At 26.2% G+C, this 24,810-nt stretch carries 18 protein-coding genes and 1 tRNA gene; 9 read left to right on the top strand and 10 right to left on the bottom strand.

The features are described 5' to 3' along the window. Positions 1–84: 84 nt before the first annotated feature. Positions 85–3,822, bottom strand: a complete 3,738-nt coding sequence (locus BHAMNSH16_RS05650) for a glycosyltransferase family 117 protein (RefSeq protein WP_069731895.1) — start codon at positions 3,820–3,822, stop codon at positions 85–87. Between the two features lie 314 nt (positions 3,823–4,136). On the opposite strand from BHAMNSH16_RS05650, the gene BHAMNSH16_RS05645 reads away from it, so the two are divergent. Then, complete coding sequence (locus tag BHAMNSH16_RS05645; RefSeq protein ID WP_069731894.1) at positions 4,137–4,613, top strand: hypothetical protein; 477 nt, start codon at positions 4,137–4,139, stop codon at positions 4,611–4,613. A gap of 479 nt (positions 4,614–5,092) precedes the next feature. Here BHAMNSH16_RS05645 and BHAMNSH16_RS05640 read toward each other — a convergent pair whose 3' ends face one another. From BHAMNSH16_RS05640 to BHAMNSH16_RS05630, 3 genes are all read right to left on the bottom strand, one after another. Continuing rightward, the gene (locus BHAMNSH16_RS05640; protein ID WP_069731893.1) at positions 5,093–6,166 is read right to left on the bottom strand and encodes a hypothetical protein; all 1,074 of its coding nucleotides are present in this window, start codon (positions 6,164–6,166) and stop codon (positions 5,093–5,095) included. Positions 6,167–7,041: 875 nt separating this feature from the next. Further along, entirely contained in the window at positions 7,042–7,674 is a 633-nt protein-coding gene (locus tag BHAMNSH16_RS05635) for a lactate utilization protein (protein WP_008728897.1), read from the bottom strand. Between the two features lie 499 nt (positions 7,675–8,173). Beyond that, positions 8,174–9,031 carry a flagellin N-terminal helical domain-containing protein gene (locus BHAMNSH16_RS05630; RefSeq protein ID WP_008728898.1) on the bottom strand — a complete coding sequence of 286 codons (858 nt, stop codon included), beginning with the start codon at positions 9,029–9,031 and terminating at the stop codon, positions 8,174–8,176. 1,129 nt (positions 9,032–10,160) lie between these two features. On the opposite strand from BHAMNSH16_RS05630, the gene BHAMNSH16_RS05625 reads away from it, so the two are divergent. The 4 genes from BHAMNSH16_RS05625 (at position 10,161) to BHAMNSH16_RS05610 (ending at position 13,635) form a co-directional block, all read left to right on the top strand. After that, positions 10,161–10,541 (top strand): PepSY-like domain-containing protein, encoded by a 381-nt coding sequence (locus BHAMNSH16_RS05625; RefSeq protein ID WP_069732030.1) that lies wholly within the window; start codon positions 10,161–10,163, stop codon positions 10,539–10,541. A 698-nt stretch (positions 10,542–11,239) separates the two neighbouring features. Next, complete coding sequence (locus BHAMNSH16_RS05620) at positions 11,240–11,797, top strand: hypothetical protein (protein ID WP_069732031.1); 558 nt, start codon at positions 11,240–11,242, stop codon at positions 11,795–11,797. Between the two features lie 637 nt (positions 11,798–12,434). After that, the gene (locus BHAMNSH16_RS05615) at positions 12,435–12,977 is read left to right on the top strand and encodes a hypothetical protein (RefSeq protein ID WP_008730373.1); all 543 of its coding nucleotides are present in this window, start codon (positions 12,435–12,437) and stop codon (positions 12,975–12,977) included. Positions 12,978–13,002: 25 nt separating this feature from the next. Then, a complete protein-coding gene (locus BHAMNSH16_RS05610) occupies positions 13,003–13,635 on the top strand; it encodes a hypothetical protein (protein ID WP_069732032.1) in 633 nt (210 codons plus the stop codon). Positions 13,636–13,696: 61 nt separating this feature from the next. On the opposite strand, the gene BHAMNSH16_RS05605 is transcribed toward BHAMNSH16_RS05610, so the two are convergent. From BHAMNSH16_RS05605 to BHAMNSH16_RS05580, 6 genes are all read right to left on the bottom strand, one after another. Continuing rightward, positions 13,697–14,263, bottom strand: a complete 567-nt coding sequence (locus BHAMNSH16_RS05605) for a hypothetical protein (protein WP_008730352.1) — start codon at positions 14,261–14,263, stop codon at positions 13,697–13,699. Positions 14,264–14,638: 375 nt separating this feature from the next. After that, positions 14,639–16,027 (bottom strand): argininosuccinate lyase, encoded by a 1,389-nt coding sequence (gene argH / locus BHAMNSH16_RS05600; protein WP_008730353.1) that lies wholly within the window; start codon positions 16,025–16,027, stop codon positions 14,639–14,641. Between the two features lie 6 nt (positions 16,028–16,033). Further along, entirely contained in the window at positions 16,034–17,254 is a 1,221-nt protein-coding gene (locus BHAMNSH16_RS05595; protein WP_008730354.1) for an argininosuccinate synthase, read from the bottom strand. Positions 17,255–17,415: 161 nt separating this feature from the next. Next, positions 17,416–18,357: an ornithine carbamoyltransferase gene (gene argF / locus BHAMNSH16_RS05590; RefSeq protein WP_069732033.1), complete on the bottom strand. Its 942-nt coding sequence runs from the start codon at positions 18,355–18,357 to the stop codon at positions 17,416–17,418. Between the two features lie 174 nt (positions 18,358–18,531). Beyond that, complete coding sequence (gene flgN, locus BHAMNSH16_RS05585; protein ID WP_008730356.1) at positions 18,532–19,041, bottom strand: flagellar export chaperone FlgN; 510 nt, start codon at positions 19,039–19,041, stop codon at positions 18,532–18,534. A 104-nt stretch (positions 19,042–19,145) separates the two neighbouring features. Further along, positions 19,146–20,441 carry a hypothetical protein gene (locus BHAMNSH16_RS05580; protein WP_008730366.1) on the bottom strand — a complete coding sequence of 432 codons (1,296 nt, stop codon included), beginning with the start codon at positions 20,439–20,441 and terminating at the stop codon, positions 19,146–19,148. A gap of 194 nt (positions 20,442–20,635) precedes the next feature. On the opposite strand from BHAMNSH16_RS05580, the gene BHAMNSH16_RS05575 reads away from it, so the two are divergent. The 4 genes from BHAMNSH16_RS05575 to BHAMNSH16_RS05560 all read left to right on the top strand — a co-directional run bounded on the left by BHAMNSH16_RS05575 (position 20,636) and on the right by BHAMNSH16_RS05560 (position 24,372). Then, positions 20,636–20,708, top strand: a tRNA-Val gene (locus tag BHAMNSH16_RS05575). Positions 20,709–20,854: 146 nt separating this feature from the next. Beyond that, entirely contained in the window at positions 20,855–21,943 is a 1,089-nt protein-coding gene (locus BHAMNSH16_RS05570; RefSeq protein ID WP_008730368.1) for a M15 family metallopeptidase, read from the top strand. 23 nt (positions 21,944–21,966) lie between these two features. Beyond that, positions 21,967–23,664: a motility associated factor glycosyltransferase family protein gene (locus tag BHAMNSH16_RS05565; RefSeq protein ID WP_069732034.1), complete on the top strand. Its 1,698-nt coding sequence runs from the start codon at positions 21,967–21,969 to the stop codon at positions 23,662–23,664. Between the two features lie 168 nt (positions 23,665–23,832). Then, positions 23,833–24,372, top strand: a complete 540-nt coding sequence (locus BHAMNSH16_RS05560) for a hypothetical protein (protein WP_069732035.1) — start codon at positions 23,833–23,835, stop codon at positions 24,370–24,372. The last annotated feature ends 438 nt before the right edge of the window (positions 24,373–24,810 follow it).

Genomic DNA, 24,810 nt, shown 5'->3' with positions numbered 1-24,810 from the left:
TAATTCATTTTCTTTTTTAAAAATCAATATAATAAAAAAAAGCTTACTAATTTAATAGCAAGCCTTTTTTATTACATATATTTTTTATTGATTCTGTCCGACACTTCCTAAATACTGATAAATTTGAATTCTTCTGCTTTCAACATCTTTATCTAAATTTGCTATAACATCATTACTAGCAGCTAAAGGCGACATTATTCTTTTAAAGTCATTATATATATTTAAAGCTTCTATTATTTTATTTTGTTCTATATATATATGACCTATAGCATACAAAGCAAATGCACCGTCCTGAGTAAGCTCATTAGTATATTTTGAATATGTACTTATAGCTTCATTATACATTTTATTATTAAGATAAATATTAGCTAAATCAAATTCAAGTCCTCTTCTTTCATCTCTAGTTAAGTCCGGCATTTTTAAAGTGTCGTTTAATATGCTTATAGAACTTGCTGTATCGCCTAAATTAGCATAAAGTATTGATATATCTTTATTAACACCTATTAAATGTTCTTTGCTTCTTGCTCTTTTTTTAGCTTCTAATTTTGCCCATAGAGTTTCTTCTATATCCTGTCTGTTTTGATATATATAATTAGCATAGGAAGAATAGCTTTCAAAAGTATCTTCTTTCATAGCCTGAGCTTTAAGATTATCAGCCTGCTGTCTTGTAGTTTTAAGCTGTGCATCTATTCTAGCAATAAATTGTTTTATTTGCTGATAAGTTTGATTTTGCTCTCTTGCTGCATCTCCCATGTCTTTTCCTCTATGGAAAGTTCTTTCTGCTCTTGAAAGAGTTTCTTTAGCTTTATTTAAATACTCTGCCTCTTTATCATAAGGAGTGTCTTTAGAACGTGCCAAATATTCATAAGAAGCGGCCAAATTAAAGTAAGCAGGATAAATAAGTTTTTCTAGTTTTATAAGCTCTTCAAACATTATAGCAGCTCTTTCATAGTTTCCGTCCATAATAGCCTGATTGCCCACAGCAAAGTATACATTAGACATATCAAAGCCTATAGTAAGCATTCTCTCTTCTTCCTGCTTTTTCAAATCCTGAAACTCTGCTATTTTTTGATTAGCTTCATCTCTTGTAATGCCATTTTTAGCAATGTCCCCATTACCCATAAAGCCTAAAAGTTTCTGATATGTTTTTATTCTTCTATTGTATAAATCTATTTTGGCAAGAGAATATGAACTTACAAATATCTCTCTTGTTAAGAAATCATAATGAGAAATCTCTTCAGCAGTTCCCTGCATAGTATAGCTGTTCCAATAATCTTCTTCCGTTTTAAACTCTGGGAAAGGAAGCTCATACATTTTTACGAAAGTTATCTCTTCGTTTCCGTCATAAATATTTTTTCTTGCTGCTGAAATTAAGCCTTCATCTAATAATGCATTTAAATCTGCTGCTATTTTTTCATTCTCATAATCTCTTTTTAAATGCTCTTTAGCAATATCTTTATAGTCATTAACAGTAAGTACCTTAAAGAACTCTAATTCATCAACTAAAGCATATTTAATAGGCTGAACTTTGAATACTAAACCATAAGCCTTGAAGTAGTAATCACCAAGCCTGTAAAGTCCGTCTCGTCTCCAAGCCATATAATAAGGTCTTCCAGACTCTATAAAGTCTTTATCAACGGCATCGCTTATATCTCCTAGCCATCTGCCGTCTGTTTTCATAAGGTTTCCGTATATTCTTTCAAATACATTACCCTTTTGGTCATATATTTTTAAATCTGGTCTTCTTCTTTCAACCATAGTGTAATATACAAGTCCGAATACTTGGTTGTCTCCTCCTTCTGTAGCAAATATTGCATTATCTGTAAGAGAGTTCATCATATTGTATGAATAGTCATGGTTGCTAAAATCTTTTGAGTTATTATTACGGCTTAGATTCATTACAAATATAGGAATCATTATTGCAAATATTGCTATAAGTGATATTGCATGATAAGGTTTTAATGTGGTATCTGCACTTTCTTCTTTAGCAGGTTTTAATACATTTTTTATATTAGTATTAAAATATTCCATATACCATTGAAAACCAAAGCCTATTATCACAAGCATATATAAAGTTGCTGGAAGGAAGAATACTTCTACAAATGATAAAGTTCTAACACTTGGAGGCGGATTAGTATATGCCATAAGCGATACGGCAAAACTTAAAAGCCCGAATACTGAAAATATACCTATAAATTTATTTTTCTTAAATATTTGAAATAGTCCCGGTATTAAGAACAGTAATCCTAATACTGTCAATTGAGTTTTAAAGATATTTATCAAAGCAGATACCTGTTCTGGGTGAAGTATGAATGCTGCAGCAACATCGTTTCCGGAAGTACCGTACTGTTTTCTATGTATCATACTAAATAAATAGCTTAAATTCTCCCAGCCTGAAGGTTCATTTAATTGTCCCCAGTTTAGAGGAGGCAAAGCTCTTGCTCTTATAGGCATGTACGCATATATCATAACGCCTACTGCAAGCATTAAAAGCATTTTATAATATGATATTGATATGCCTGTTATAAAATCATTATCATTATTAAATTTATCTATTTTGCACAAGAAATATCTATATACTAAGCACCAAACAACTACTAAAAATAAAGGCCAGAATACTAAAAACATTCCCTTGTATAGAGTAGGGTAGAATGGAGCTTTAAGATTCTGTATCATATCTGGTCTTAAATAAGAACCGTTTGCAAGTGCTGTAAATATATCGCTCATTATATTCATATCAGCGAAAGGCTTAAATATTATAGAGAATATTGAATCATTAGAAGCTACTCCCGGAGGGAAATACAAATAAGCCTCATAATTCATAATGAATCTATAGTACCCAAATCCTCCTATAAATAATAATACCAAAAATACGAATATTGATATAAAAGAAGTTTCTATATGATTAATGTATCTGTCTTTATGAACCAAAAATAAAACTATTGCTATAAACAAAAGCGGAGCAAAAGCAAAAGGTAAAGTTACATGGTGATTTGCAAGTGCTACACCATAAAGAAATCCAAAAGCCATTAAATATTTGTTTCCATAATAAGGCACTTCATCATCGGCATGTTTCCATACATTTTCAAACCAATAAACAAGTATTAAAAGCATAGAAGCTATTTGAAGTATGTTCAAACTGTAAACTTCAGCCATAGTAGCCTGTGCCCACATATTATCAGATATAGCGAATGCAATACTTGCAAAAAGTGCTGGTATTTGTACTATTGGAGAAAATCCTCTTTCAACTCTGTTTTGTCCAAGCACTTTTACCATAATAAGATAGAAGAAAATCATAGCAATAGCAGCACAAGTACCAGAAAATAAATTGGTTCTCCAAGCTATATTTCCAAAAGGTATATAAGTAAATAATTTGGACATTAAAGTATAAAAAGGATATCCCGGGGCATGCCCTACACCCAAGAAGTAAGCAGCCGTTGTAAGCTCTCCGTTATCTCCTGCTGAAAGTGAAGGAGTGAGTGTAAACAGATACAAAAAGAATGTGAAAAGAAAAGCTATAGCAGCAAATACAGCGTCTATTTTTGAAAGATGATATGGTTTTATTTCATACCTTTTAAAAATAGGCTCTTGATTATCTTTTTTTGAGAATAATTTTGAAAGTATATTTCCGCTGTTTTCTTTATTAGCTTTTTCTTTTTTGCCGTTATTTTTTGTACTAGTTTTTTGATTATTTTGCAGATTATTAATATATTCTTCTATTAACTCTCTGTCTTTTTCTAGCTTTTTTGTAAGCTCATCAATGCTTTTATTTTTGTAATTAGCTTTGATATACTCTTTTTCCAGATGTGAAAGTTTTGCCATTAATTATTTACCTCTTATTTTATTATATATTCAATAGTTTTCGATTGTTATTGTATTTTGGATATATGCGGCAATGAAGTTATTTTGTACTTTTTCCCGCCGCAAAAAGTACCAAAAAGTGCAAATACTTATTATCTATTAGTTTATATAACTTTACATAATAATATAATTTTTTAAATAATTCAACTATAGAAATTACTATTATATAATAAAATCGCTTATTATTCAAGAATGTAAAACCTATTTTATATTGAAATAAAATAAGTTTTAAATTATAGTATAATTATATTTAGAAGACATATTTAGGAAGTAAAATGAAATTCTTGAAAAAAATATATATTATATTAATACTCATTATAATTTCTTACATCTTTTATAATGATTTGATAAAAAATAATAATAAAAACTTAGAAAACAATATTCATAAATTAAACTATATAGAAAATAACTATATTATAGAAAATAATTATAATACAGACTCTGAAATTGAATATCAAAATATAAGAAGAAGAAGATACAGACATGATCTTGACCTTAAAGAAGACAGAGTATTTATTATGTTCACAGGCTCTCTTATTATAGGTTTTTTACTTAGTTTTATATTATTATCAAAAAATAAATTCTATAAAAAAGAATTAATTCCTGCCAAAATAATACTCATTTTATCTATTATAATTACAGGGATAATTATTTTTATAAATTATGAGAATATAAAAAACATATTGGAGTATTTATCTTTACCTATAGGCTTTATAATAGGCTTTGTATTGGCAAGATTAATATTTAAATGAAAATAATATATTTACTTAAATTAAACTTGATTTTCATTCCCGCCCTTTAAGATTTGTAAGCCTATTTTTTTTTAATAAATATTACTTACATTTAAAAGCTTCATTTATATTTTTGAGCACCCGCCCAAGTGTTTATTAATATTTGCAATTTATTCAACGCACGGTAAATTGATTAATAGGAAATATTTAAATTATAATATTAAACAGCTTTATTTTTTTAGCTTCACTCTGCGTGCGTTTAAATAACTAACAAATTTAAAAAATTTGGGCGGGCAGCTGAAATAACATGTTATATTAAAAAGAAATATAACACAAAAATTGCAGTTATAATAAAAAGCCTAAAGGGTGGGCAAATGTAATTAAGTTTTAAAACTTATTTTATTCTATCCACCCTTGTTTTTTAAGTTAACTTTATTTAATACAAAGTTAAGTAACATTATAAATCATAAATTTACAATATTAACTTAAGTAATTTTAAATTAATACTCAAAATATTCTTCTATATTATCTATTTCATCCTTACCTAAATATATATTATATAAATCCTGAGCTATATTTCCCACAGGTTCAGGTTTTCCATCTACTTCTAAAGCATGTACACGCCAACCATTTTCTTCATCATTTATTCTAAACTGTATTATTACATTAAATCCAAATAAATCACCATAAATATTAACATAATTTTTTCCATCATTAGCTACTATTTGTTCCCATTTAGGATTATCTATTGATCCATTTATTAACTCTTCTACGGTTATATTTGGCAAAGAATTAAATGTTGAGTTTTTTACTAATTGAATATATTTTCCATCTCGTGCAGCTGCTTTAGGTATTATAAGAAAAGAAATAATGAAAAATGCAATAACTGAACAAGCTGATATTATTAAAATTTTTTTATAATCAGAAGGAAATTTATGTATACTTTTAAATTTTTCTACTCTGCTTTCAGTATCTTTTTCAGTTTTGGCAATTTTTACTCTTTTTTTAAATGTTCTATAAAAAGCTCCGCTATTGCTTATTATGTAATTTATAGCAACTCCTATAAAAATTGACTCAAAATAATGAGCTGTGATACATGCTAAAATGATAAATGCAGCATATATTAATGATGATAAAAAAGCATATCCATTCATTCCGTAATAATAGTAATCTGCCATTGGTAAAAAACTTCCTAATGAAAAATTAGGTTTTTTAAATAGATATTTAATTACATTTGGTTTAGTATCATAGAATTTAAATAAAGTTGCATAACTGCCTATCTCTCTATTTTTATTATCATCTAATTCTCCTGTTATACACAAAAATGCTGCAATATATTGTTCATATTCTCCTAAGGCTTTCGCATTATTTTTTCCTATATACCTGTATTCTAAATTATCTGTTTTATTATATGATGTTTTTTCTATTTCAATGTATTCTTTTTCAGGATATTTTTCTAATTCTTTATTGATTTTATATATAAACAAATTAAGAGTTTTTTTATCATTAGTTAATCCATTTATATATTCACATAAATTTTCATTATAATTTATTGTGATTAAGGTATCTAACAATTCAACTTTATCTATTGTTTTTAAAGGTATTGAAAATTTTTCATTTATAATAGATTTAAAAATTAATCTTTCAGTAAATATAATTCTTTTTGTAGTTAAAATAACAAAAACTTTTTCATTACTAAAAGATTTAACTTTTTACCTTGTAACTAGATATTAATTTATGCAACAACAAAATAAAATATTTGTTTAGTGATAAAAGTAAATTTGATAATATAAATTTTATAGATAATGAATTAATTACTGTAGACTGTCACAAGATTTTTTCAAAAAAACTAACATAACCATGTATTTATGGTAATATAATATTTAATTGTTGTCAAGCATTTATAATATTGTAAATTATAATTTAATTTAAAAACTTCATTTTTTAGTTTTATTATTCATGCGGTGAGTATTTTATATAGATATAAAAAATATATTTTTAACTATACATGAGTTATATATATGTTTATTTTTTAATAACGCTTTGGGTGGGTTATGAAATTTAGAATTAAGTTCTAAAGATAATTAATATTACAATTTAAAATAAAGATTAAAAATTTAAAGGGCGGGGTATGTAATTAATTTTTTAAAAACTTACCCAAAATCCCACCCTATAGGCTTTCAGTTCTTTAAGACTTTTATAAACTATTTTTCTTTTAAATCTAAATAGTCATTTTAGCTGCCCACCCAATTTTTTTAAAATTTCGTACTAATTTTATCGCACGCAGAATGAGTTAAAAAATACAGCTTATTTGATATTAAAATTTTTGTTATATATTTAATTTAGTTCACCGTGCGTTATATAAATTCTAAATTTAATTAACTCTTGTGGGTGCTAAAATTTAGAATTAAGCTATAAAGATAATATATATAACTTTCTTAAATAAAAATTAAAATCCTAATTCTTCATCTATAAATATTATATGTATTCTATTCTTTATATGGCATTTATTAACTATAATAGTATACGCACATAATCTATTTTCTATATCGCAGTTTTCCTCATCACATATCATATCACCTGTACAGCAAGGATTATCTACTTTAAATCTAACAGAATTTTCACCTGCGGCAATACTTCTTACTCTTTTTATAGCATCTTCAACAGTATTACAAACTTTATTCCTTCCAACAATCAAAAATACTTTTTTAGGTCCGTAAATAGTGGCAGCAACTCTGTTTCCGCCTCCGTCTGTAGATACAATATCACCATTTTTTGTTATTGCATTGGCAGAACATAAATAAACATCGCTTGTAAATGCTTTTATCTCTGCTTCTGATTTTAATTCTTTATTGTTTCTGTCAATAAAATTTTTATATCCTTTTAAATCTTCCAATATACCCATTTGATTAACAGAAGTACTTCCTCCAAATGTTATAGTATCATTTTCTTTTATAAGAGATAATACAAACTTTTTTGCCTCTTCCTTATTACTAAAACTATCAAAAGCAAAGCCTTTTTTATTAAACTTTTCTTTTAAAACTAAAGATAATTTTTGAAAATATTCTTCCTGAACTGTCATAAAAATCCCTCATTTATTATATTTATTAAACTAGTATAAATAGAACTTATATTTTTTTCAATATTATTTTAACTCCAAACACTTAAAGATTTATCATTCATACTGCAATTTTAATACTCATTACATTCATAAATTCATCTGTTATTACAGCACTAATACAAGTATTTTTAATTTTACAATCTGCACAATGTAGAAAAACGGTAAGTTATTATATGTTTAAAAATAATTAATTAAAAATTAATCAGCTTTTTTATATTTTAAATCATCACTATGCACGCAAAGCTAAATTTATAATATATCATTATTTATAATTAAACAAAAATATGAAATTATAATCAATATTATTAATCTAATCAATATTTGGGTGGTATGCCTTTTATAATTAAAACATCTAATTTAAAATGGAGTTGTATGTAATGGTATTATAAAAAAATAGCCAGTCCCATTAAAATTAATGAGACCAGCTATTTTTAAATTAGTCTGCTATAAACGCACTAAATCATTGTACCAAACGTAAAACACCTTGGTTCATAGTATTAGCTTGAGCCAACATAGCCAAGTTAGTTTGACTAAGTATTTGGTCTTTAGCAAATTTAACAGAAGTTTCAGCCATATCAGTATCTCTGATTCTGCTTTCAGAAGCTGCAGTGTTTTCATAAGCAATCATCAAACCTTGAGCAGTAAGCTCTAATCTGTTTTGATAAGCACCTAAGTTAGATCTTTGTTTAGAAACTTTCATTAAAGCTTCATCAACTATACCTATAGCACTATTAGCTTTGTCTATAGAAGAAATAGAAATACCAGTACCTTCAGCAGTTTGTAAACCTAAAGCAGCAGCAGTCATAGTTCCTATATAAACTCTTCTTCTTTCATCCATGTTGGCCCCCATATGAAACCACATAGAAGCAACAGGAGAACCGCCTTCATTAGGATTAGCAAATCTTCCAGTTAACATGTTAAGAGTATTGAACTGAGCTTGGCTAGCTATACGATTAACTTCATCAACTAATTGAGAAACTTCAACTTGAATAAGCATTCTGTCAGCATCAGTATAGATACCGTTAGCAGATTGCACAGCTAATTCACGAATTCTTTGTAAGATGTCTTGACTTTCTTGAAGATATCCTTCAGTAGTTTGAATGAAAGATATACCGTCTTGAGTGTTTCTTTCAGCCTGACGCAAACCGCGGATTTGTGTTCTCATTTTTTCAGATACTGCAAGTCCTGAAGCATCGTCGCCAGCTCTGTTGATTCTTAATCCAGAAGATAAAGCAGCCATGTCTTTAGAAAGGTCTACATTTCTGAATTTTAAAGTACGCTGTGCATTTATAGCACTAATGTTATTATTGATGATCATCGTCATCCTCCATGATATTTATTCAAAAAGGCATCCGTGCCTAATTGGCAAAAAATATTAAAGAGAATTTAAGGTATTCCGACAATCTAAATGACTATATGAAGTTGCCAAAATACCATTAAATCCTATAATAGAATATATTAACGCCAAAATATATTCTTAATAAATTATATGGTATCAACTAAGCAAATAGGGAGTTCGAGACCGCCAAATACTTGAACTCTCATTTTGCTATATAATAATTTTCGGTCTAATCGGAATAAAGTTTAATTTGGTTTAGCATTTTTTTCCTTTTTTTCTAAAAGAAAACTAAAAATAATCATTATGTGATACATTTTATACATAAAATACAAATTTATTTAAAATCATCTTAATTTATATTTAAAAATATCAAATATAATCATCAAATTTATAGAAAATAATATCTATTTTCTATGTTTTTAGCTTCTAAACTTCAAATATTTTTTAATCTTTAGTAGTTTTATTAATTATTTTAAATAATTTTAAAATTAATCACATTAAAACCATAAATTTATAGATTACAAATTTAAATAGCACTTGGGCGGGCATATTAAAATTCTATATAAACATTTAAGAAAATTTAAATATTATTTTCTAAATGAATTAAAAAATATAAAGGGCGGGGTATGTAAATGATTTTTAAAATTTAATCACACTTGCCCACCCTCTAGCTTTATAACATAAATCTGGAATTCATATCTTTTATTTCTTTGTTATTAAAATTAGACTTTTTAATTCCCACCCTAATATACTTAGATTTAAAACTTATTCAGACGCATGCAGAGTAAAAATTTAGGGTATCTAAATAAAATTTTTTATTTTGTCTTATAACAAATTATAGATTTTAATCAAAATTTCCAATTTATTTCTAATTTTCATAGTAAAATTATATATTTGCGGCTAATTTTTTAATATTTGTAAATATATTTTACATTGATTGATTATATATAACTCATTTATGTATTATATGTATTAATAACTAATAAATATCTATATATTTTGTAAATTTTATGTAAATTATTTGTAAATAAATATTGCTTAATTTTTACATTCTGCTATAATTATAAATGTAAAGAGATTTTATAATATAAACCTAAGGAGATACATCATGACTAACAGCTTAAACCTTTTTATTAAAATTACACCTAGCAAATTACCTGAAAATATTAGAAGATTTATCGCTTCTAATTACAGCAAAGCTAAAATCGTTTATATTGACATAAGAAAAGAACAATATGAGATTAAATTAAATAATGGAATTTATATCAATTTCGATAAAAACCGAGCTTGGAATTATATAAGCAGTGATGACAAATTATCTGAAAATATACTTCCGAAAAATATAGCAGGTAAAATAAAAAACATAATGAAAAAATATAATAATGCTTATATTTTTGAAGTTAGCAAAAGAATAGAATTCTATAAAATAAGATTGACTAATTCTTTGGAAATATGCATAAGAAATAACGGACAATTAATAATGGCGTAACTCTTATCACTTTGTATCTCCTAAAGTAATTAAGTATAAACTAAGATTTATGCATTTTAGATATTAAAAAATAAAAATAAAGGTATACAGGGTATTGACAAAAAACTATTATATAATAAAATAATAAAAACTAAGAAGATATATGAAAAAAAGTAAGTAAAATGCAATCACTTTAATTATAAGTGATTGCATTTTTGTTTTATTAATTTTAATGCAAGTATAAGATTATATATTTTTATTAATTATAAAATCAATTCAAATTGTATATAAAATTCTTAAGTAAATTCAAAATCAAATCTGTAACTTAAACTTAATTTAAATAAAATTGTAATTTCAAAATATATTGATAAAAAATAATAAGATGCAGGTATGTAAACAAAGTTTTAAAACTTAAATTGCATATTCCCTCCCTCTAGACTTTTTATATTTATCATTCATGTTTATATTATTTTTCTTTTTAGTTTCAAACTGTTATTGCAGCACCCACCCTAGATTTATTTAAGTTTAAAAATATATTTAACGCACGAATAATAAAATTATAAATATCTGCTTATTTTAAATGATAATTTTTATTATGTAGAATAATTTTACACCGTGCGTAATTAAATAAACATCTATAGCGTATTGACAAAAAAACTACATACATTAAAATTGAAAGACTATATACGGTAAAATAATTTTAATTAAAGAGTACTTAAATAAAAATGAAAATTAAAAAAAATGATAGCAAAGATAATGTAATATTTTTTATACTATATCTATTCTTGTCTTTAATTATACCTTCTACTGCAATAACAATTTTTGCTATGGCTGATAGAAATATACAAGAAAAAAAAGAAATAATAGATAATAATAAACAAAATAATGCAGCAAATTTTGACAAAGAAGAAACACTTCAAAAAATAATAACATTATTATTATTAAAAGGAACTTCATCATCTAAATATAGCGGATCAAAAGCGGATTTGAATATTGTTGGTGTGAGAGTATTGCTTGTATATGCAATGACTTATATATTATCGCTTATAATTACATCACTTATAGCCCAAAAATATTATAATGAAGAGATAAAAATAAAAGAAGATATTAGAGAGACTATAGTATCAACATTAATAGGGTTAGCTACTTTGGCTGGAATTCTATTTCTTTTAATAGTAATAGTAATAAAAATGGAAAGTAATAGAGAATATTTAGCTTTCAGCGGAGTGATTTTTGGTTCTATAGCCTATATTATAATTAGGAAAATAACTTCTTAATTAAATTTATTAGTATTATAAAAAATATATATTGAAAATTTTTAACTTTATAATTTTTTTATTGTTCTTTTTTCCGCCGCACACCTGCCTACGGCACGCAGAGCGAGGCGGACTTCGTCAAAAGAACCTTATATCCTCGACAAGCTCGGATACGCTTCGTGAAAGTGCAAGCCTAAAAATAATATTAATTATGTTTTATATGTAGAATAAATTATTAAATTTAACCTAAAATATAGCCTTTTTGCTTCTTTGTGGCACGCCGCAGGCGGACAGCGTCCAAAAGAAGTGGGGTTGCCGAAGGCACGCAGAGCGGGGGCAAAGCCCTGCAAATATTTTAATTTGACTAATTATAATTGTTTAGGTATATACTAAAAATTTTTAGGTTTGTCAATTTAGTTTTGAAACAAGTCTGCTCTATTGACAAAAAAAGCATATATAAATAAAATATAGTTTAGGATTATGAAAAAAGTAAAATGCTTCTAAATTTAATTAGGCATTTATTAATTTACACAATACAGTTTTATTTTCTATTATAAAAGTCTATATTATCATAAATAAAAAAGTATTGTTTTTTAATCATTATATTTTACTAAAAAGATCTTCATAAATATATAAATTTAAAAAATATGAGGTAGTTATGAGAAATAGAAAATATAGAGAAGAAAATATTTATATAAGAGCTATTCTTGTTATTATATCTACTATGGCAATACTTATAGGATTGATATTGTTTGTTATTAATTCCCCTGCAATATTAAATAAGTATGATGTAGTAAATAATAAATCAGAAACGATTGCTAAATATTCTAAAAAATATGATTTGACTAATGAAAAATATGATTTGCTTAATTTAGTTATACATTCTATATATCCTAGACGACTTCATTATGGGAGATTTGAATGGATCCCAGAGAGTTTATTTTTTAGAGTTACAATCATGTTTCTTCTTAGCTTTTCATCATCACTGTTTGGTATTTTAGCAGTTCATAAAATAAAAAAAGAAGGATTAAAAAATAAGAAGGAGTTAATAATTAATTTTCTTCCATTACTATGGATTTTAATTACTATATTTGCTTTTCTTATGCTAAAAGATAATATTATAAATGCCAAAGAATATTTAAGTATAGCGGCTGGTATTATATTAGGTTTACTACTTGCAAATTATAAATACAAGTATTAATAATTAAGGAGAATAAAAAATATTTATGAAAGATATGATTTTTAATTTAATATACAAAATCAATATACCAGAAAATGATTTATTTAGAATGTCTGCATTATTTTTATGCTCTTTTATAATAGTGTTCTTAATATTAGTATTGATTAAAGGGGATTTGAATCTTGATGATTTTTTAGGTGATAGTTATGGTTTAGGTCCTGGTATAGTTATAATATTAATAATAGCATTTTTTGGAGTATCAGAATTTTTTATAATAAAATACATTGAAAACATTTATGAATATATATTTATAGCAATTGGTATTATAACGGCATTATTTAATATAAAAGATGAAAATATAAAAAAAACATTTTTTGTTGCTTTTATATTTTTTCTTATTATTTTATACGCAGCATTTTTTAATGCCCCTTCAACTATAAATGATACAGCTATCAATAATCAAAACATTACAAATAATTATACTAATGATTTGAAATCAACTTTATCTACTCAAAGAGATATTACTTACTTATTATTAGGATATAACAATCTTTTTGCTGGGGTTTTATTTGGTGATATTACATTAAAAGATTATATAATTATATCATTAATTCTAATTTTATCTACAATTGTAATTATTTATATAATTAAAAGAATTGAAAAGAGAAAATCAAAGTAATGTATTTTAATAATTTTAATTTTGCTATTTTTTATATTTTTATAATAGTTTCACTATAAAATTATTCATTCTTTTTATCCTTATCTCTAAGGTATTTACTAATTCTCAATGCTATAAATGATAGTATACCTCCAGAAAAGAAAGCCAATAACTCTATCATGCTTTCAACACTTCCGTTCATATTAAAAATAGCCATGTTTCCATGTATTTTATAAATAATGGCCAAACTCATTATAAGAATTACAGCAAATGTAATAAGATAAAATTTATAAGAGTAATTCTTAAAAAAAAGCATATCTACCAAAATGCCTATGACAGCACATCCTACAAAAAATATTATTACCAATCTAATAAATAAATCTTCTGAATCCTCTTCAAAATCTACATTAGGATGCTCTCTATCTCTCCATCTGAGGTAGTTACGGCGAATTTCTTTAGTTTCTATACTGTTATCAAAATCATAACTATTTTCTAAAATGACATTATTATCACTTACTATATAGTTTCCATTATAGATGTTTTTTTCTTCATTATTACTTTCTTCTATACTATAATGATATTTTGCCATTTCATCATAAAATATAAAAGAAAGAATAATTAATACAACTGCTAATACACTAATTTTCATAATACCTATCTTTTTAATAAAAAACAAATTAATACATGTTATTTATTATAAATTTAAATAATTTTTATTTCAAGGAATTTTACTATAACCCCCACCCTCTATCTTTTTTTAGTCTATTCTAAATTGCTGCTTTTTCTTTTTTACTGCTTAATTAACATCTATTAGCACCCGCCCAAGTTGTTTTTTAATTTAAAAATTTCACTAAACGCACGGTAAATGATATTTTAATAAATAAATTTTTATTGAATTGATAATTATATTTATTTCTTAATTTAACTCTGCGTGCGGTTAATAGGTGCAAAAATAAGAAAAATAAAAAACAAGAGTACCATTTTTAAGCAGCACCCTTGTTTTTATAATTATAAAAAATATTTTTTATTTACTATTTGATTTGATCCACTCTTCATTTATCTTTATTACTTCCATAATAGCACTCTCACTAGGACTTCCAATCATTGTTTTGTTTGAAACCTGAGCCTCTGGAGTTATACAAGCGTAGATATCGTCTTCAAATAAATCTGACTCTTTTTTATATTCTTCTATTGAAAGAGTAGAAAGATTTTTGTTGTTTTTTATTGAGTATACAACAAGACGACCTGAAACACCATGTGCATCTCTAAAAGGCATACCCTTTCTTACAAGATAATCAGCAACCTCAGTAGCATTCAAAAAACCTTCATTAACAGAATTAAGCATATTTTCTTTATTAACTTTCATAGTTTTTAATACATTAGGAAGTATTGATAAACAGTTTTTCACATTATCCAATGAATCAAATATACCCTCTTTATCCTCCTGCATATCTTTGTTGTATGCTAAAGGCAAAGACTTCATCACTGTTAATATAGAAAATAAATTACCATACACCCTTCCTGTTTTTCCTCGAATAAGCTCGAGTATATCTGGATTTTTCTTTTGGGGCATAAGGCTAGAGCCTGTGGTAAACTCATCATCAAACTCTACAAATTTAAACTCAGAAGTAGAATATAATATAAGCTCCTCAGAAAAACGGCTTAAATGCATCATTATTATTGATAAAACAGATTCTACTTCAATAACAAAATCCCTGTCAGATACAGCATCTAATGAGTTAAGCATAACATTCTTGAAGTTTAGAGTTTCAGCAGTCTTTTTATTGTCTATATTGTATGTAGAACAAGCCAAAGCTCCTGCACCTAAAGGCATAACATCTATTCTTTTGTAGGCATCGGCCAATCTGTCAAAATCTCTTTTAAACATCTCAACATAAGCCCCTAAATAATGAGCAAATGTTATAACCTGTGCCCTTTGAAGATGAGTATATCCGCTCATATAGGTTTTTGTATGCTCTTTTTGAATGCTTACCAATGTAGAAATTAAATCTAATATCAAAGATTTAATATTTTCTACTTTGTTTTTTAAATACATTCTTAAATCAAGTGCCACCTGATCATTTCTGCTTCTTCCTGTATGAACTTTTTTTCCTATTTCACCTATTCTATCAATAAGCCATCTTTCAACTTGTGTGTGAATATCTTCTAATTCAAAATCAAATTGAAGTTTATTATTATCAATATCATCTAAAATTTGCTTTAGAGCATTTATTATAGTTACGCTTTCATCGAGAGGAATAATAGAGCATTCACCAAGCATTTTTGCATGTGCTATGCTTCCAAGTATATCCTCTCTGTACATCTTACAGTCGAAAGCCAATGAAGAATTAAAATCATTAGCTTCTTTGTTAAGTTCTTTAGAAAAGCGTCCCCCCCATAATTTTTCTTTCATAATTAATTATTTTAACCCCATTTTTTTCACTTGCTCTTTCATCAAAGCATTAACTTTTAAAGGCAAACCGAATAATGTAATAAATCCCTGAGCATCATGATGATCATATAATTCGCCTGTAGTAAAGCTAGCCAAACTTTGATTATAAAGAGAATAAGGAGAAGTTACTCCTGCAGGTATAATATTTCCTTTATATAATTTTAATTTTACTTTACCTGTTACAGTTTCTTGAGTGCTGTCAATAAATGCACTTAAAGCCTCTCTTAAAGGAGTAAACCATCTTCCGCTATATACAAGGTCAGTTAATTTATGAGAAACTATATGTTTAAAATATAATGTTTCTCTGTCTAAACATAAATGTTCAATTTCTCTATGAGCAGCATAAAGAATAGTACCTCCCGGAGTTTCATATACACCGCGGCATTTTATTCCTACTACTCTGTTTTCTAATAAATCAACTATACCAACAGCATGCTTTCCGCCTATTTCATTTAAATATTTAACTAAATCAGAAGGAGAGAAAGTTTTTCCGTCTACTTTAGTAGGTATTCCTTTTTCAAATTCTAATTCTACAAATTGTCCTTCATTAGGAGCATTCTCTATAGTATTTGATAATTTAAGAAGTCTTTCATAATTAGGCATATTAGCAGGATCTTCAAGCTCTAATCCCTCATGTGATAAATGCCAAAGGTTCTTATCTCTTGAATAAGAATCATCTTTTTTCATAGGAACTTCTATATTTCTGTCTTCCAAATATTTAATTTCTTCTTCTCTTGAAGATATATCCCATTTTCTCCAAGGAGCAATAATTTCAAAATTAGGAGCTAATGCCTTAACTGTTAATTCAAATCTTACTTGGTCATTACCTTTTCCTGTAGCTCCATGTGCTATAGCAGTAGCACCTTCTTCTAAAGCAACTTCTACTAATTTTTTAGCTATTAAAGGTCTTGCAGCAGAAGTACCAAGTAAATATTTATCTTCATAAGTAGCTTCAGCTTTAACTATAGGATAAATATAATCTGTAACGAACTCATCTTCGCATTTTACTAATCTGTATTTTACAGCTCCTGTTTTTAAAGCTCTTTCTTCTAAGCCGTCAGTTTCTGTACCTTGACCAACATCCACACAAACAGCTATTACATCATAATCATAATTTTCTTTAAGCCATGGTATTATAACTGTAGTGTCCAAACCGCCTGAATAGGCTAATACTAATTTTTTTTTCATGATAAATCCTTTCTTTATTTATAAAATGTTTTTATTTAATTATTATATTTGTATTTTTAGCAAAACATATACAATTATAAAAACTTTTAAGAAGTCTCAGCAAAAAATCTGATAATCATTTTACCAAAAATAAAATTGTTTAAGTATATATTAATTTTCTATTATTCTTTTACTATACTGCTCATTATAGCCATTTGGGTATGCATTCTGTTTTCTGCTTCTTCATAAATATACTGAGAATTCATATTGAATACTTCTTCGCTAATCTCCTCGCCTTTATGAGCAGGTAAACAATGTAAAGCTATAGCACCTTTATTAGCAAGAGCAAATAATTCTTTAGTGAGAGTAAAGCCTTTAAATACATTAAGTCTTTTTTCTTTTTCACTCTCCTGACCCATAGAAGCCCATACATCAGTATAAACTACATCGCTGCCGCTTACAGCCTCTTTTACATCATTAACAATATCAACAGTACAGCCATTTTCTTTAGCTATTTTTTTGGCTATTTCTGTAGTTTTAGCATCAGGTTCATAACCCTTAGGAACTCCTACTTTGATATTAACGCCTAAAGATGTACAGCCTGTTAAAAGACTATTGCATACATTATTACCGTCGCCTATATATGATAATGTTAAACCTTTCAATTTACCGAAATGCTCTTTCATAGTAAATAAATCAGCCATAACCTGACAAGGATGCGAAAGATCTGTCAAAGCATTTATAACAGGAACCTTTGAATATTTAGCAAAATCCTCAACATCGCTATGAGCAAAAGTTCTAATCATAATTAAATCGCAGTATCTTGAAATAACATTAGAACTATCTTCTATACTTTCTCTCTGTCCTAATATAATCTCATCTTGTTTTAATACAAAAGCATCTCCGCCTAATTTTTTCATTCCTATTTCAAAACTTAAACGAGTCCTCAAACTAGGTTTTGAAAAATACATCACCATAGTCCTATTTTTCATTATATCTATTTCTTCTCTATTCCTAACTTTTGATTTTAACTCGAAGGTATAATCAATCAATGCTGATAATTCTTCGCTTGTAAAATCTTCCAAATTAATAAAATGTCTTCCAGATAAATTAACTTTTTTCATAATTTTTTCCCGTTTAAATTTTTATATTATTTTTTTGAGTAATACTATATATCGTTTTTATAATTTTGCAATATTATGTTTCTATAATTTTTACAATTTGAAAATAAAATATATAAAAAAAACGTATAACATAAAACTATGCCATACGCTTAATTAAGATATAAATATTCTATATTAAACTTGCTTATTTACTAATACTGATAATTTCCTATTAACAACATGCTCTTTGCCTTTATTGTTATAGCCTACTTTTTTACTTTCATTCAACACTTCTTTCATATTTGCAAATAAATCTAAAGCTTCATCAAAAAGTTTAGGAGCTAATTTATTTAAATGTTTTAATCTAGCCATTAGAGTAACTAATTCAAGACGAAGTGCTGATATTCTAGCTGTTTTATTTAATGGTATTCTTCTAATAATATCAGATAATGTTGCTGTTTCTGATAAATGAGGGAATTTATTCAATACTATTAAGTCTATTACATTTTCTCTCATTTTTCTAAGCTCATTAGCTTCTGTCATTTTCTCATTCTGATGATCACAGTATAAATGTATATCCTGCAATCTTGTATTAATTATAGAATTAACTTTTTTCTCTTCATCCTCTAATATTATTTTATATACTTCTATTTCTTTTGATAAAAGTATTTCGATTTTTGTAAGCTCTTCGTATAAGTTAAACATAAATACCACCTTTAAGTTAAAGCCAACCAATTTTATTAATCAGCTATGTGATAATTTATCGGCAGTTATTATGATTACTTTACATAATTTTTAAAAATATTATGTTAATTTTCTGTGTCTATTGACTTTATAGCTTCTAAACAGATATTTCTATATTCAGCATCAGAATAAGTAAACCAAGCAAGCAATGCCAGCTTTTTAGCGGCACAAGCTACTGTAATAATATGGTCATTATCTTCTAATTCTTTTTCATATACTATACTTTCTATTTTACCGCTTTGAGATTTAATATCAAGTTTTTCTCCTTTATCTTCTCCGGCAATGTCTATCTGTTTTAACACATATTCCATTATTACATCTATCTCTTCATTTGCAAAAGAATAAACCTGCATAGCTATATATACATTAATATCTTTGAATTCTATTAAAGATTTATTATTTTTAAATACATTCATACGCATAGGCAGAATGATAGTAAATCCTGCTGCTATAGAAAAACGAGCCTTTTCAAGTCTGAATCCTATCTGAAAAGCCGGCTGCTGATTAACTGTTTTTTTGCTTTCTATAAATTTAGCTAAATTTTCATCATCTAAATAATGAGCAATATCAATAAGTATATCCCAAGGGTATTTTAATGAAGAATCTTTTTTATATGCTTCCTGAAAGGCATACATAATTTTTTTGTACATAGTTTTTTCTTTATTATCAATAGCCTCTCTGAATGGGAAATAAAGCCAAATCATACTGATAAAACTTTTAAACCAAAATTGAGCATTTATATCTTCAGTATCCCATAAAAAGAAATCTGCTGCTAAAATTAATCTGTCCTCTTCATCGGCATCTATAAAATCAGCAAACCAATTTTTTCCCCAATATCCTAAAGAAGATAAAGCAAAATACTCTTTTTCTATTATAGGATAATCATAAGGCATAGATATCATAAAATTACTGAAGCCTTTATCATGATGAGCTATAAGCATTTTAGCATAATCAGCCAAAGAATTAACAAAAAATCTTTTTAAAGATTCAAAATCTCTGCTTTTAAAATAACCGCTTGGATCTTTATGAACTGAATCTTCTTTAAACTCTATATCAAGTCTTCTTGCTATTCTGTCCAATACACCAACTATAAATTTATGATATCCGGCTCCGAAAGAACCTGTACTAATGGTTATAAACAAAGTGCCTGCTTTAAACTCAAAATATATAGGATCAGCAGAAGGGTGAAAGGAATATATGAGAGTGTTTCCGTCTTCTATTATAGAAAACTCTGAAATCATTACAAGAGGATTAATATTAACTTCATTTAAAGAAGAAACTATCGCTTTAAATAATCTGTCTTGGTTAGGAATAACCCTTCTATTATCAAATGCCGCTGAAAGCAAAAATTCTATATTCATTTTAATAAAATTCTACTTAATTTTATAATATTTACATTATAATATAATAACATTTTTTATTATTTTAGCAATATATATTTAATAAAGTTTTACATACAAAATAGTAAAAATACAAATTTAATATGCTTTAATTTTATAAAATACTTGACTTTTTTTTAATGATATGCTAATATAATCTAACATTTCAAAAGAAAGGGCGATTAGCTCAGCTGGGAGAGCGGGTGCCTTACAAGCACTAGGTCGGCGGTTCGAACCCGTCATCGCCCAATTTTTTACCCCCGCGAAAATAAATCTTTTTTGATAAAACTTCCTACTAAATATGTTTTTTTTAACGATAATAAATTTGAATTTAATATTAATATATGTTAATATTATGTAAACAAATAATTTTTACAGAGTAATAATAAAATAATATGACCGTTTTACAATATGTTTTAGTAATAGCAACAATACTAGTAGTACTTGCCTTAATAAGTTTTATAATAAAAGCAGGATCTAAATATAAGGTATTTACAATAGCACTTATGACAATAATTGTATCCTCTATATCAGCTGTAGGAATCATATATATAAATAACACCAAAGATATAATATCTAGCTCTGATATAAAGCAGATTCAGCTTGAAGAGGAGAAAAAGAGAATAAGAAAAGATATAATAATAAGACCTGGAGCAATAGAAACTATAGCACTTCATTTAGCATATTCAAACAGAATATCGCCTCCAACTATAAAAAATAGAGAATTAGGATTTTATTTAGATGGGATATGGTTTAATTGGGCTAATGGAAAACTTCTAACTGATGAAGATATGACTAATCAGGATAATTATATACCTTTCGGATTCTACTCTTATACTGTAGACGGAATGCCTGAGGTGCAGAAAGAAACTCCGGAAAGAACTAAAGAACTTCAGGAATACTATAAAAAAAGGGTAAATAATACTAAATATATTAATAATAAATTCTTAGATACTCTTTATGACGGAACTAGTGAAAGGAGTATGGTAAAACATATAAGCACCAAAAGTATATTAGGCTATAAAGTAAGAGTTCATGACTATGTATATGAACCGCTTTCAAATGTAAGTGTAGAAGTAAAACTTATAGCACAGACTAATCAGGAAGTAGAAAATTTTCTTGATTCTTTAAAAATAGTAAGCGGATATGTTTGGAAAATAATTTCAAAAAGTGCAAGCAGAAGCTATCATAGTTATGGGGTTGCTTTTGATACTTTACCTAAGAAAAATAACGGTAAGCAAATATATTGGGCTTGGACTAGAGTTAATAATAAAGCATGGTATGCTGTGCCTTATAATAAAAGATGGCATCCGCCAAAAGAAGTTGTTAAAGTTTTTGAAAAGTATGGATTTATATGGGGCGGCAAATGGCATAATTATGATACAATACATTTTGAGTACAGACCTGAACTCATTATATACAATAAAATTAAAAATGATGAAGATGCTACATACGAACTTATAGAGAAGTACGGCATATTCTGAAAATAATCTGATAGAGAAACAAAATGAATGATACTATATTCACTAAAAATATAGAGCTTTTAAATAAAAATAAATATAATTTCAGAGCTGTAAAGAAATTAATAGAATATAATACCAAAAATAGTAAATACCAATTAAAACAGGCAAAAAATAATTTATTCGCTGTTATATATAATAATAAGCCTTTAACTTCTCTATATAATCCTATGGAAGAAGCTAAAAGATTAATATCGCAATTTATAACAAACAATAATGAACATATAGGAATATTTTTATCTATTGCTTCATTCTTTCATATAGAATATTTCTTATCTTTAAATGAACATAATAAAGCAATCATAATAGAAAAAGACATAGAAATAGTTAAACTCATTCTATCAAATTTAAAACTTTCAAATGAAAATATATTAAAAAACATAATACTTATTTTAAATGAAGATTTAGAAACAATATTGGCATTCTTTAATTTTTATATGAATGATAATGATTCAAAAAAAATAGTTTATATAAGACATGTAAGAGCTTCAAATATAGATAATGAAACAAGAGAATATTATGATAATATTAATATATCACTTGCAAACTCTATCAAAGAAAAATTAATGTCATTAACTTCTAATTATTATTTTGCTCCTATATGGACTAGAAACATATTGTATAATATGCATTTCAATGAAGGATATTCTATAAAAACATTCTGCAATATCTTAAAAAAAGAAATACCTATTTTATTTGTATCTGCCGGAGCTTCTGCTGATGACTATATAGAAAATATTAAAGAACTATCGAAAACTCATTTTGTTATAGTTTTATCACATGCTTTTAATACTTTAATAAAAAATAATATAAAACCTGATGCCGTTGTATCAACAGACGGAGGTTTTTATTCTTCAATACATTTAAAAGAACTTCTTAAAAAAGAAAATCAAAACATAAATATATTCACTACACATACAGCATATCCTTTTCCTCTTACTCATATAGAAAATAAAAGAATATTCTATTTTTCACATGATGAAAGTTTTGAAAAGATACTATATCCTATAAATGATGATAACAATAATAATATATACTTCTATATGGAAGGAAGCGTTATAATGCCTGCTTTAAGAATAGCATATATGCTTAATCCTAAATATATATTGCTTGCAGGATGTGATTTTTGTCATATTGATGATAAAACACATTCTAAATATTCAAATGCATCTGCCCATGATTATATTAACAGCAGTAAATTAAAAACTTTTGAATCTTCCAAATATAAAAGACTTAATGATAATCAAAAAGTAAAATGCTATGACAATGTTTATAGAAATACTTCTTCAGCACTTTTGAGTTATAAAAATCATTTTGAATCTTTAATACAAGAGATTTCTGAAATTACAGATATTTTTACTTTGACTATTCAATCAGCATTCATAAAAAATGTAAAAATATACAATCATAGCAATTCAAATTCTAATAATAAAAATATAGAAATTAAAAAATATTTAAAAGAAAATATAGACAAAGAAAAACTATTAAAAGAAATAGATGAATTTATAAAAAATATTAATAGCGAAAATATAGATAAAAATAATTTAAATAACAATATTAAAAATATTGCTTACATAATATCACCTTGGCATGTTGAGAAATTTGAAAAGTCTGTTATTAGCTATGAAGAGATTAAAAATTATATGAATAAATGGTATAATGATATAAAATCACTTATTTATTAAAAAATAATAATTTTAAGGTACTAATGCTATACATTTTTAGCGAGTTTATCGCTAGCAACAATAAAAAAAATTGATATTTTTTTATTTCTAATACTTTACAAAAAATTAACGAGAATTATAATTAAGTAAACATAATATATAAATAAACATAGGAGAATAAAAATATATATGAATAAAATTTTACTTCTATTTATAACATTATTAATAATATCAATGCAAGCATTCTCTGCTGCTGTAACTACACATTATAATAATTGGAAAATAAGAAGAATAAGCTATAACAATACTGATACAAAAACTGTTACAATGACTATAAAAAATAATAACAGTTTGGAAATATATATAGCTGCTAGAAATAATCAGCTTAGTGTAAGTATAAATTGGTATAAAGATAAAATAGATGAAAATACTCCAATAGTAGAATATAGTTTTAATAATTCTCCTTATAAATCTGTAGAGCCTTTTATGAGGTCTTCAAGCGATAATTTTGATATATTATATACAATATCACCTGCTTTTGGAATCATACAGGAAAAAGAAGTTATTGAATTTATGAATAAATTAATAAACAGCAAAACTTTATCAATAAAACCCAATACTGATGCTCAAGCATATACTATTGATGTTACAGGCTTAAAAGAAGCAATACAAAAAACTGATTTCTCAGGAACTTTATTTGAGAAATACAAAAGTCAAATATTAAAATAATACTAAGAATTTCACATTGATAACGCACGCAGAGTAAAGTTAAAAAATACAGCTTATTTGATATTCAAATTTTTATTATATTTTTAATTCAGTTTACCGTGCGTTAAATAAATTCCAAATTTAATTAACACTTGGGCGGGTGCTAAAATTTAAAATTAAGCTATAAAGATAATATAATATTACAATTTAAAATAAAGCTCTAAATTTTAAAGGGCGGGGTATGTAATTAATTTTTTAAAAACTTGCCCAAAATCCCACCCTATAGGCTTTCAATTCCTTCTGATTTTGATAAACTATTTTTCTTTTAAATCTAAATAGTCATTTTAGCCGCCCACCCAATTTTTTTAAAATTTCGTACTAATTTTATCGCACGCAGAATGAGTTAAAAAATACAGCTTATTTGATATTAGAATTTTTATTATATATTTAATTTAGTTC

Source organism: Brachyspira hampsonii, from assembly GCF_002214805.1.
Lineage (GTDB): Bacteria > Spirochaetota > Brachyspiria > Brachyspirales > Brachyspiraceae > Brachyspira > Brachyspira hampsonii.
Note: the sequence above shows the minus strand (reverse complement) of the source record. Positions and strands in the feature narration are given on the sequence as shown.

What these genes read in the sequence shown, in the direction of transcription:
- BHAMNSH16_RS05650 (WP_069731895.1), bottom strand. Translation starts at nt 3,822, where the DNA reads ATGGCAAAACTTTCACATCTGGAAAAAGAGTATATCAAAGCTAATTAC.
- BHAMNSH16_RS05645 (WP_069731894.1), top strand. Translation starts at nt 4,137, where the DNA reads ATGAAATTCTTGAAAAAAATATATATTATATTAATACTCATTATAATT.
- BHAMNSH16_RS05635 (WP_008728897.1), bottom strand. Translation starts at nt 7,674, where the DNA reads ATGACAGTTCAGGAAGAATATTTTCAAAAATTATCTTTAGTTTTAAAA.
- BHAMNSH16_RS05630 (WP_008728898.1), bottom strand. Translation starts at nt 9,031, where the DNA reads ATGATCATCAATAATAACATTAGTGCTATAAATGCACAGCGTACTTTA.
- BHAMNSH16_RS05625 (WP_069732030.1), top strand. Translation starts at nt 10,161, where the DNA reads ATGACTAACAGCTTAAACCTTTTTATTAAAATTACACCTAGCAAATTA.
- BHAMNSH16_RS05615 (WP_008730373.1), top strand. Translation starts at nt 12,435, where the DNA reads ATGAGAAATAGAAAATATAGAGAAGAAAATATTTATATAAGAGCTATT.
- BHAMNSH16_RS05610 (WP_069732032.1), top strand. Translation starts at nt 13,003, where the DNA reads ATGAAAGATATGATTTTTAATTTAATATACAAAATCAATATACCAGAA.
- BHAMNSH16_RS05605 (WP_008730352.1), bottom strand. Translation starts at nt 14,263, where the DNA reads ATGAAAATTAGTGTATTAGCAGTTGTATTAATTATTCTTTCTTTTATA.
- argH (WP_008730353.1), bottom strand. Translation starts at nt 16,027, where the DNA reads ATGAAAGAAAAATTATGGGGGGGACGCTTTTCTAAAGAACTTAACAAA.
- BHAMNSH16_RS05595 (WP_008730354.1), bottom strand. Translation starts at nt 17,254, where the DNA reads ATGAAAAAAAAATTAGTATTAGCCTATTCAGGCGGTTTGGACACTACA.
- argF (WP_069732033.1), bottom strand. Translation starts at nt 18,357, where the DNA reads ATGAAAAAAGTTAATTTATCTGGAAGACATTTTATTAATTTGGAAGAT.
- flgN (WP_008730356.1), bottom strand. Translation starts at nt 19,041, where the DNA reads ATGTTTAACTTATACGAAGAGCTTACAAAAATCGAAATACTTTTATCA.
- BHAMNSH16_RS05580 (WP_008730366.1), bottom strand. Translation starts at nt 20,441, where the DNA reads ATGAATATAGAATTTTTGCTTTCAGCGGCATTTGATAATAGAAGGGTT.
- BHAMNSH16_RS05570 (WP_008730368.1), top strand. Translation starts at nt 20,855, where the DNA reads ATGACCGTTTTACAATATGTTTTAGTAATAGCAACAATACTAGTAGTA.
- BHAMNSH16_RS05565 (WP_069732034.1), top strand. Translation starts at nt 21,967, where the DNA reads ATGAATGATACTATATTCACTAAAAATATAGAGCTTTTAAATAAAAAT.
- BHAMNSH16_RS05560 (WP_069732035.1), top strand. Translation starts at nt 23,833, where the DNA reads ATGAATAAAATTTTACTTCTATTTATAACATTATTAATAATATCAATG.